Origin of the sequence: Mesorhizobium sp. M1348 (genome assembly GCF_040317925.1) — a bacterium.
In the GTDB taxonomy this organism is placed as follows: Bacteria; Pseudomonadota; Alphaproteobacteria; order Rhizobiales; family Rhizobiaceae; genus Mesorhizobium.
The window spans coordinates 214394-223309 of sequence record NZ_JAMYLH010000009.1 but is presented as its reverse complement, the minus strand read 5'-3'; the positions used below and the strand labels follow the sequence as shown (position 1 = coordinate 223309).

The 8916-nt window shown below is 63.7% G+C and carries 7 protein-coding genes; all 7 read right to left on the bottom strand.

Going from position 1 to position 8916, the window contains the following annotated elements; all coding sequences use genetic code 11:
* Positions 1 to 418 precede the first annotated feature (418 nt).
* Entirely contained in the window at positions 419 to 1282 is an 864-nt protein-coding gene (tatC, locus tag NKH13_RS18100; protein WP_023720061.1) for a twin-arginine translocase subunit TatC, read from the bottom strand.
* Complete coding sequence (gene tatB / locus NKH13_RS18095) at positions 1279 to 1986, bottom strand: Sec-independent protein translocase protein TatB (protein WP_352913410.1); 708 nt, start codon at positions 1984 to 1986, stop codon at positions 1279 to 1281. The genes tatC and tatB overlap by 4 nt, the downstream gene beginning before the upstream one ends.
* Positions 1987 to 2014: 28 nt before the next feature.
* The gene (locus NKH13_RS18090; RefSeq protein WP_352490594.1) at positions 2015 to 2236 is read right to left on the bottom strand and encodes a twin-arginine translocase TatA/TatE family subunit; all 222 of its coding nucleotides are present in this window, start codon (positions 2234 to 2236) and stop codon (positions 2015 to 2017) included.
* Between the two features lie 178 nt (positions 2237 to 2414).
* Positions 2415 to 3194, bottom strand: a complete 780-nt coding sequence (scpB, locus tag NKH13_RS18085; protein WP_352721667.1) for an SMC-Scp complex subunit ScpB — start codon at positions 3192 to 3194, stop codon at positions 2415 to 2417.
* Positions 3191 to 3991: a segregation and condensation protein A gene (locus NKH13_RS18080; RefSeq protein ID WP_023678931.1), complete on the bottom strand. Its 801-nt coding sequence runs from the start codon at positions 3989 to 3991 to the stop codon at positions 3191 to 3193. Before NKH13_RS18080 ends, scpB begins: the two co-directional genes overlap by 4 nt.
* Positions 3992 to 4049: 58 nt before the next feature.
* A complete protein-coding gene (gene nagZ, locus NKH13_RS18075) occupies positions 4050 to 5069 on the bottom strand; it encodes a beta-N-acetylhexosaminidase (protein WP_352721666.1) in 1020 nt (339 codons plus the stop codon).
* Positions 5070 to 5186: 117 nt separating this feature from the next.
* Positions 5187 to 8819 (bottom strand): SPOR domain-containing protein, encoded by a 3633-nt coding sequence (locus NKH13_RS18070; protein WP_352721664.1) that lies wholly within the window; start codon positions 8817 to 8819, stop codon positions 5187 to 5189.
* Positions 8820 to 8916: the final 97 nt, after the last annotated feature.

Genomic DNA, 8916 nt, shown 5'->3' with positions numbered 1-8916 from the left:
GGGCAACGAGATGCCCAAAACAAAGACCAGAGGGCGTAAACCGCATCTTTCGTTGATGCAAGATGTCAGGCCGAGTTCCTTCGCGCCCCCCTCTGTCCTGCCGGACATCTCCCCCTCAAGGGGGAGATCGGCAGCTTTGGGGACAGCGCCCTTTCTGCATCCTATGAGATTGGCGAAAGCGGCAAGGACAGCCGATCTCCCCGCCTGTGGGGGAGATGTCCGGCAGGACAGAGGGGGGCGCTGTCCCGCCGACAACGCAGGAACTCTCAAAAGGAAGCAAGAAACAAAAAACCCGCCTCGGGAGGCGGGTTTTTGGAGCCAATTGGCACCATACCCAAATCAGTAGCATAGCTGCCGGCACAAAGCAAGAACAAAGTTGCTGCGGCCGGCAAAAAGATGCTGCCCGCCTCAACCGAACCTACGTCGAAGACGCGTCCGCCGGCTTTTCGGCCACCTCTTCGGTGGCGTCCTGCTTTTCGCGGGCCACACGGTCGCGCTCCTTGCTGCGCTCGATCAGCCGGGCCGACCAGATCGAGACCTCGTAGAGCAGGATCGTCGGAATGGCGAGGCCGATCTGGCTCATCGGGTCGGGCGGCGTCAGCACCGCCGCCACGACGAAGGCGATGACGATCGCCCATTTGCGCTTCTCGGCCAATCCCTGCGACGACAGCATGCCGACCCGCGTCATCAGGCTGGTCACCACCGGCAACTGGAACACCAGGCCGAAGGAGAAGATCAGCGTCATGATCAGGCTGAGATATTCGGACACTTTCGGCAGCAGCGAAATCTGCACCTGGTCGTTGGTGCCGGTCTGCTGCATGGCGAGGAAGAACCACATCACCATCGGCGTGAAGAAGAAATAGACCAGCGACGCGCCCATCAAGAACAGGATCGGCGAGGCGATCAGGAACGGCAGGAAGGCATTGCGTTCGTTCTTGTAGAGGCCGGGCGCGATGAATTTGTAGATCTGCGTGGCGATCAGCGGAAAGGCGATGACCATGCCGCCGAACATGGCGAGCTTGACCTGGGTAAAGAAGAATTCCTGCGGCGCCGTATAGATCAGCTCGACCTTGTGCGGGTCGAGCCCGGCCCATTGGGTCGCCCATCTGAACGGGATCACCAACAGGTTGAACAGCTTCTTGGCGAAGAAGAAGCAGACCAGGAAGGCGACGAAAAAACCGCCGATCGACCACATCAGCCGCCGGCGCAGCTCGATCAGGTGCTCCATCAGCGGAGCCGACGATTTTTCGATCTCGTCCTTTTCCGTGTCCGAAGTGCTCACTTGGCGGCTCCCGCCGTTTTCGTGGCGGCCGGCTTCTTCGTTGCTGTCGCAGGCTTCTTCGCTGCTGCCGCCGGCTTCTTCGCTGCTGACGACTGCGGTTTTGGCTCAGCTTTTGCGGCGGCCTTTGGCGCAGCGGTCTTTGCCGGCTTGGCCGGCGCGGCAGCCGCGGCTTTCGCGGGCGCCGGCTTCTTCTTTGCCGCCGGCGCTTTTTGCGGCACGGCCGCTGCAGCCGTTTGCGCCTGTACTGCCGGCGCCACGACGGACTCGTCCGTCATCGCCGGAAAGATCGGCGTGGCCGGCGTCGGCTCCGGCGGGCTGACGCCCGGCATCGTCGTTGCGCCGTTCTTCAGCGGCTCGGCCGCCTGCTCTGTCGAAGCGGCGGCATCGACGGCCGGCTTGGGCTTCATCACGGCATCGACGCCGGAACGGACGTCGGCGGCGGCCTGCTCGAATGGATTGAGCTGCTTCCTGATCTCGGCTGCCGGATTGAGGCTTCTCAGCGAATCGACCGACTTCTTGACGTCGTCGAGTTCGGCTTCCTTCAGCGCATCATTGAACTGCCGCTGGAAATCGGACGCCATGGCGCGCAGCTTCGCCGTCGTGCGGCCGAAGGTGCGCAGCATGTTGGGCAAATCCTTGGGCCCGACGACCACGATCATGACGATCGCGATCACCAGCATCTCGGTCCAGCCGACTTCGAACATGGCTATACGTTCCGACTAAAGTTTGGGCTCAGCTTTTGCTGGCCTTTTCCTTCGGTACCGAAACGGTTTCGTCGGCACGGTGTTCGACAGTGCGCTTGTCCTCGGCAGTCTCGTCGTCGGCCATGCCCTTCTTGAAGCTCTTGATGCCCTTGGCCATGTCGCCCATCAGCTCGGGGATCTTGCCGCGGCCGAAGACCAGCAGCACGATCACCAGAACGATCATCCAGTGCCAAATCGAAAATGAACCCATAGCAAATCTCTCTCGAACGGTTTCCCAGACGCTGATCTATGCGCTTTCGGGTTCGGATTCAAACAGAACTGCGACAGAGTTCATGAATGAGTCGCCGAAGTCACGCACTTTCGGCACGGCGGCCCGCTACCAATCGGCGCAGTTCCATCCCGCCTGTGGCTTTAAGATGGCGCTCGGCTCAATCTTCCGTGACGCGCGGCGTCAAAAGGCCCAGTTCTTCGAGGTCGATATCGGTCAGCGGATCCTCGTCGTCGGTGAGCGCATCGGGGTCGGCCGGCGGCAGCGGCACCGCGAAATTCGACGGCATGCGGCCGGACAGCAGCCCCGCACCCTTCAATTCCTCCATGCCGGGGAGATCGCGTATCTCCTCCAGCGCGAAATGGTCGAGGAAAATATCGGTCGTGCCATAGGTGACGGGACGGCCGGGCGTACGGCGCCGGCCGCGCATCCTCACCCATTCGGTCTCCATCAGCGTGTCGAGCGTCCCCTTTGACGTCTCGACGCCGCGGATATCCTCGATCTCGGCACGCGTTACCGGCTGGTGGTAGGCGATGATCGCCAGCACTTCGAGGGCAGCGCGGGAAAGTTTGCGCTGTTGCACCGTGTCACGGCTCATCAGGAAGGCGAGGTCGCCGGCGGTGCGAAAAGCCCAGGCATCGCCGACGCGCACCAGATTGACGCCGCGCCGAGCATAGATCTGCTGCAGTTCGGCCATCGCCGCGGCAATGTTGATGCCGTCGGGCAGCCGCGAAGTGAGCTGTTTTGCGCTGACCGGCTCGGCGCTGGCGAATACGATCGCCTCGGCCATCCGTACGGCCTCCGCCATATGCAGCCGCTCGCCAGGATTCTGCGTCAAATTCTGCCCCTGGTTTTGTGCCGGGTTTTCGGCGACCGCGCCTTGCTCGACGTCGTCTTCGACCTTGAACGGAATGACCGAAGCGTTGGCGCGTTCGCTCATGGTGTCACCTCGACTATCTTGATGGCCTGGGCGCGGCCGCGCAGATAAAGCGGCGCGAACACCTGGTCCTGCCGCATCTCCATCTTGCCTTCGCGCACCAGTTCCAGCGTCGCGGCAAACGAGCTGGCAACCGCGGTGCGCCGCTCTTCCGGGCCGGCCAGATATTCGACCAGGAAACTGTCGAGCGCCGTCCAGTCGCGCAGCGACCCGATCAGCCTGGTCAGCACGTCGCGCGCATCCTTGAGCGACCAGACGCCGCGCCTGGCGATCGTCACATTGGTGATCGCCTGCTTCTGGCGCTGCTGGGCATAGGCGGTCAACAGGTCGTAGAGCGAGGCCGAATAGGCATTGCGCTTCTCGACGATGACCATTTCCGGCATGCCGCGTGCAAACACGTCGCGTCCGAGCCGGTTGCGGTTGACCAGGCGTGCCGCCGCGTCGCGCATCGCCTCCAGCCGCTTCAGCCGGAACTGCAGCACCGCCGCCAGCTCCTCGCCGCTTTCGCCTTCGTCGCCGGGCTGCTTGGGGATCAGGAGCTTCGATTTGAGAAACGCCAGCCACGCCGCCATCACCAGATAGTCGGCGGCAAGCTCCAGCCTTAGCGCCCTCACCTTCTCGACGAAGGCCAGATACTGTTCGGCCAGCGCCAGGATCGAGATACGCGACAGGTCGACCTTCTGATTGCGGGCAAGATGCAGCAGAAGATCGAGCGGACCTTCGAAGCCGGCCACATCGACGACCAACGCCGGATCGCCGGTCAGCCGAGAATCGTCGTTCTCGGCCCACAAGCGGTCCATCGGTGCGGCCTTGCCGGCCTTCAGGTCCAATGTTTCCGCCACTTCGCTTCCTTTGATGCTAGGCCACCGCGTCGAAATAACTGGCAAATTCGGCCCGAATCTCGGTCTCGTCCGCCACGTCACGGTTCCTGATATAGGTCAGCGCCCGCTCCGCGCGCTCAAACGACTTGCCTTCAAGCCCGGTCGTGCGCGATGCAATGCCGGCCATCTCCTCGAACACGCCGTTGCAGTGAAGGACCAGATCGCAGCCCGCCGCAAGGATCGCGGCCGCCTTTGATGGGAAATCCCCAGAAAGTGCCTTCATCGAGGTGTCGTCGCTCATCAACAGCCCGTCGAAGCCGATTTCGCCGCGGATGATCTTTTCGATGACCTTGCCGGATGTCGTGGCCGGGTTCTTCGGGTCGATCGCGCTATAGACAACATGCGCCGTCATCGCCATCGGCAAATGGTTGAGCTCCCTGAACGGCGCAAAATCATGCCGCTGCAGGTCGCCGATCGAGGCATCGACGGTCGGCAGTTCGAAATGCGTATCGGCGAAGGCCCTTCCATGACCGGGAATATGCTTCATCACCGGCAGCACGCCGCCCGCCATCAGGCCTTCCGCCGCGGCGCGACCCAATTCGACGACGGCGCGCGGCTCCTTGCCATAGGCGCGCGCGCCGATGACGTCGCTGGCGCCCTCTATCGGCACGTCGAGCACCGGCAGGCAATCCGCCGTGATGCCGTAGCGCAGCAGATCGAAGGCATGCAGCCGCGCCATCAGCCAGGCGGCACGGGTGCCGGCGTCATGGTCGTCGCGCCACAAGGCACCGAGTGCGCCCGCAGCCGGATAGTTGGGCGCCAGCGGCGGCCGCAGGCGCTGCACCCGGCCACCCTCCTGGTCGATGAATACGGGCGCATCCGCACGCCCGACGCAGTCGCGCATGGCGGCGACCAGATCGCGGATCTGCTCGGTCTCGCCGATATTGCGCGCAAACAGGATGAAGCCCCACGGGCATTCGTTGCGGTAGAAACGGATCTCGTCGCGGGTCAGTGATTTCCCGGCGCAGCCGAGGATCATGGATTTTGATTCGGTCATGCGGAACAGTTTAGAGCTTCGCGCCGACAAAGGGAATCGCCCGCAATTGCCTCCAAAGCTTTCCGCTCACGCAAAAAAGCCGGCGCGGGCGCCGGCTTTCGAGGGGCTTTGGTGCCGCTAGTGGGACACGAAGCAATTGCCGCCGGCAGCCTTGTAGCTGGTGCACAGTTTGATCGCCTCGTTGCGAGACTGCGCCGGAACGCGGACGCGGTAGAAGGTGCCCTTGCCGGCAATCTCGGCCTTGACGATGTTGGCGGTGCGGCCGGAAAGCACGCTGCCGTAGCGGCGCTGCAGATCCTGGTAAGTCGCCTGGGCGCTTTCGACTGTCGGCTGCGAAGCGATCTGTATCGACCACGAACCAGCGCCGGCCGCAGCCGGATCGATGGAAGCAACCTGATCGGGCTTGACCTCGCCGACCACGTCGACCGGCTGGTCGGACGGACGCTGCGGCGCCACCGGAACCGTGGCCGGGGTGCTGGCGGACTGCTTGCTGGCTGACGGCTTGGCTTCAGCCTTTGTGTCGGGCTTGGGCGCCGGCTGCAGCTTGGTGGTTTCGGCCTGATCGCCACTCGGCTGGTCACCAATCTTCTGATCGCCAATCTTCGGATCACTTGTCATTTGGTCGATCAGGGGCACGGTGCCGGTCTGCGCGGCGGCGTCGGCCTGGCCCGCCGGAGCCACGTGCTGCGGCGCCGGATCGGCCGGCTCGGCAGCAGCCATCTGCGGGGCGGCAGGCGCCGGATCTTCGCGCGCCACCAGCGAGCCGTCAGGTTTCACGACCATGGTCCGTACCTTGCGCGGCGCAACGGCGACGATCTCGGGGTTTGCACCCTTCTCGGCCTCCTGCAGGACCTGCGCGATGCGATCCTCGGACTTGGGCGCCGGTGCGGCGGCGGTTTCGGAAGCGCCAGCTGCATTGGCGCCAAGCGCGCTGGGGTCAGACGCGTTGGTGTCAGGCACGTTGGTGCCAGACGCGTCGGTGTCGGACGCCACGGTGCCGGGCGCGTCGATATCGTCTGCGGCATCGGGGTCATTGGGCGAAAGATCGACGACGCGGCTCTCCGGTTCGTTGGCCTTCAGGTCCACAGGCTCTTCGGTGTTGGTGACCAGCTTCTGCTGAACGGGCTCGGCGGGCTTGGCGCCCTTGACCACAGCGTCATAAACCTTGTTGTCCTGGTTCGGCACGACGGTGCCGCCTGGATTTTCCGGCTTGATCTTGATCGGCCTGTTGTCCGCCTTGACGATAACCGGCGCATCGCTGCCGCTCTTGCCGCCGTGGGTCAACGCAAAGGCGCCAAGGCCTCCGGCGATCGCCACCGCGCCAACCACCGCTCCTATCAGCAGCCCGCGCCTGCGCGGCTGCCTTTCGGCCCCGCGTTCGGCAAGACCCGGAACCGACATCTCCTCGTCCAGTTCGGGATCGTAATCGAGCTCATCGAAGGTGAAATCGTCGGCCTGCGAAACCGGCTGGCCACTGGGCAATGGGGCCAGATCGAAACCGTCCGCTGCATCGGCATAGGAAGCGGCCGCCGCGCTGACGGGGGCTTCCGCAGGCTTGGCGCCATAGGCGCGCGTCTCGCCGCGATCCTGCTTATAGCCAGACGCGAAGCCGGCATCGTATTCATCGTCGTAGCCAGCACTGCGCACCGGGGCGGGCGCTATATCCGTGGCATTCATTTCGGTGAGAAGGCTGGCAAAATCGGCATCAAGATCGTCGTAGGCGGGCGCCACCGGCTCGTCATCGTCGAAGTTGAGCTCCGGAATGTCGAGATCGTCCGCCAGCGCCACGACGCGCTCGGGCACGTCGACCGTCTCGACATCGGGCATCTCGTCATATGCGGAAGGCTGTTGATGCGAGGTTGGTGCAGCTTCCGTGTAGGCGGGCCGATCTTCATAGGACGGCCTCTCTTCGACCGGTGCGGCCCGATTGGACGGCGTTGCAGCCGGCTGCGGCGGTGCCGGACGCGCCGAAGCGACCGGCTGGCTTGCAAAAGCGGGCTGAGGCTGTGCGACGGGCGTCACGCGGCTCCACGAGCGGGCCGGCTCGGGCGGTGTGGCGCGTGTCGTCAGCCAGTTCAGCGCATCGAGCGGATCTTCTTCGGAAGCAGCTGCGGCACTCTTGTCGGCCGAGTCATGATCCAGGCCGATATTCCTGGCGAAGTCGGCATCGAGCGCATCGTTGTCTAAATCATCCGCAGGTCCGGCAGCGGCTTCAACACCGAAATCCTCGCCTTCAAGCTCATCGAGGAGGACACTGCCAAGATCGGCGTCATCGGCGGCACTGGACTGCTGCGGCTCAGCGGGCTCGTGCTCGTCGAGTTCCCAATCCAGCTCGTCGACAGGATGCACCGGTTCGTTGGTGACGTCTTCAGCCGCACCCATGGGCTGTTCAGCAGCCACTGCTGGCTTCTGAATTACCGGCGCGACGGGCTGCTGAGCAACCATAACGGGCTTCTGGGCAGGCTGCTGGGCAGACTGCTGGCTTGTCTGAGGTTCGTTGACCGTTTGTGCCGGTCGTGTGCTCATCGCACCCAGCAGCGCGTTCAGCTCGTCCTCCAGGCTGCGTTCCTCAGCCACTGGGGCCGTCGGGACGACAGCGGCGGCCGGCGCCGCTGGTTCGGCTGCAACGACCTGCGCCACCGGCTCTTCGGCGTCCTCGGCAGGCGCATCGTCGAAGCTCAGATCGAAATCGTCGTCGAACGCCGCTTCGGCGGCCGTGCCGGAAAGCCGGGCGGCCTCTGGCTCTTCGATCGACAGCTCTTCGATAAACGCTGGTTCTTCGATTTCGGCAGGCTCGTTCGGGCGAACGTCGAAGTCCATGTCGACATCGGCCATGGCATCATCGAAATGGCCGGCAAGATCCTCATCGGCCGAAACCGCCTCAGCCGGCGATGCCGGGGCGGCGACCGCCGGCTCATGTTCGTCGAACATCAGCTCGTCTTCGAGCGAGCTTGCAACGGCATCGTCGAACTCGTCATCGAACGCAGGCGCGGCGGCTTGCGCCGCGGTTTCAACGGCGACGGTCTGCTCCATCGGCTCATGCTCTTCGAGCATCAGCTCATCTTCGAGCGAACTTGCCACGGCGTTGTCGAACTCATCGTCGAAGGCGGGCTCGTCGACCGGCTCGATCGCCTCGGCTGCGGCCCTGGGTTCATCCTCGCCGGTCACCGCGATCTTGGCCGTCACATCGTCGTCGAGCCGAAAATCCTGGTCGAGCGAGGCGGCAAGTTCGTCGTCACTCGAAAGGTCATCCTCGAACGGCGACACGTCTTCGAGCGAGCCGGCGACGGCGTTATGAAACTCGTCGTCGAACTCCGGCTCGACAGCGGGAGCGAACGATCTTTCGGGGCCGGAGGCAATTTCGTCGGCGGCAACAGGAGCGGCCGCAAAAGGAGCAGCATCATCCGCCGCACTGTCGTCGAACGCGAAATCCTGTTCGAACGAGGCGGCAAGCGCGTCCTCCATTTCATCCGCGGTAGCCGGTTCGGGTGCCGGCTCGCGAAGCTCGGCAGGGGAAGCATTGTCATTGGCGTCGGCGCCGAACTCGCCCATCAACTCCTTCTCGAGATCGATGTCGAAATCGCCCTCGTCCACCGGAGGCTCGACGGCAGCGGTTTTCGGCTGGGCCGGGGTTTGCGGTTTGACCGGCTGGCGCGGGTCGAACCCCATGATCCTGGTCAGTTCCGCGAACGGATCATCGTTGGCGATGTCGTTGTGGTCGGCTGCTCTCAGCTGGGTTCTGTCTGCCATTATTGTTCCCGAACTCGCACTCATTCGGACGCCATGGACGTCGCGTAGGGTTGGCCCTTACCAGCGCAATGTGGGCAAAAGGTGACAGGTTTTTTAC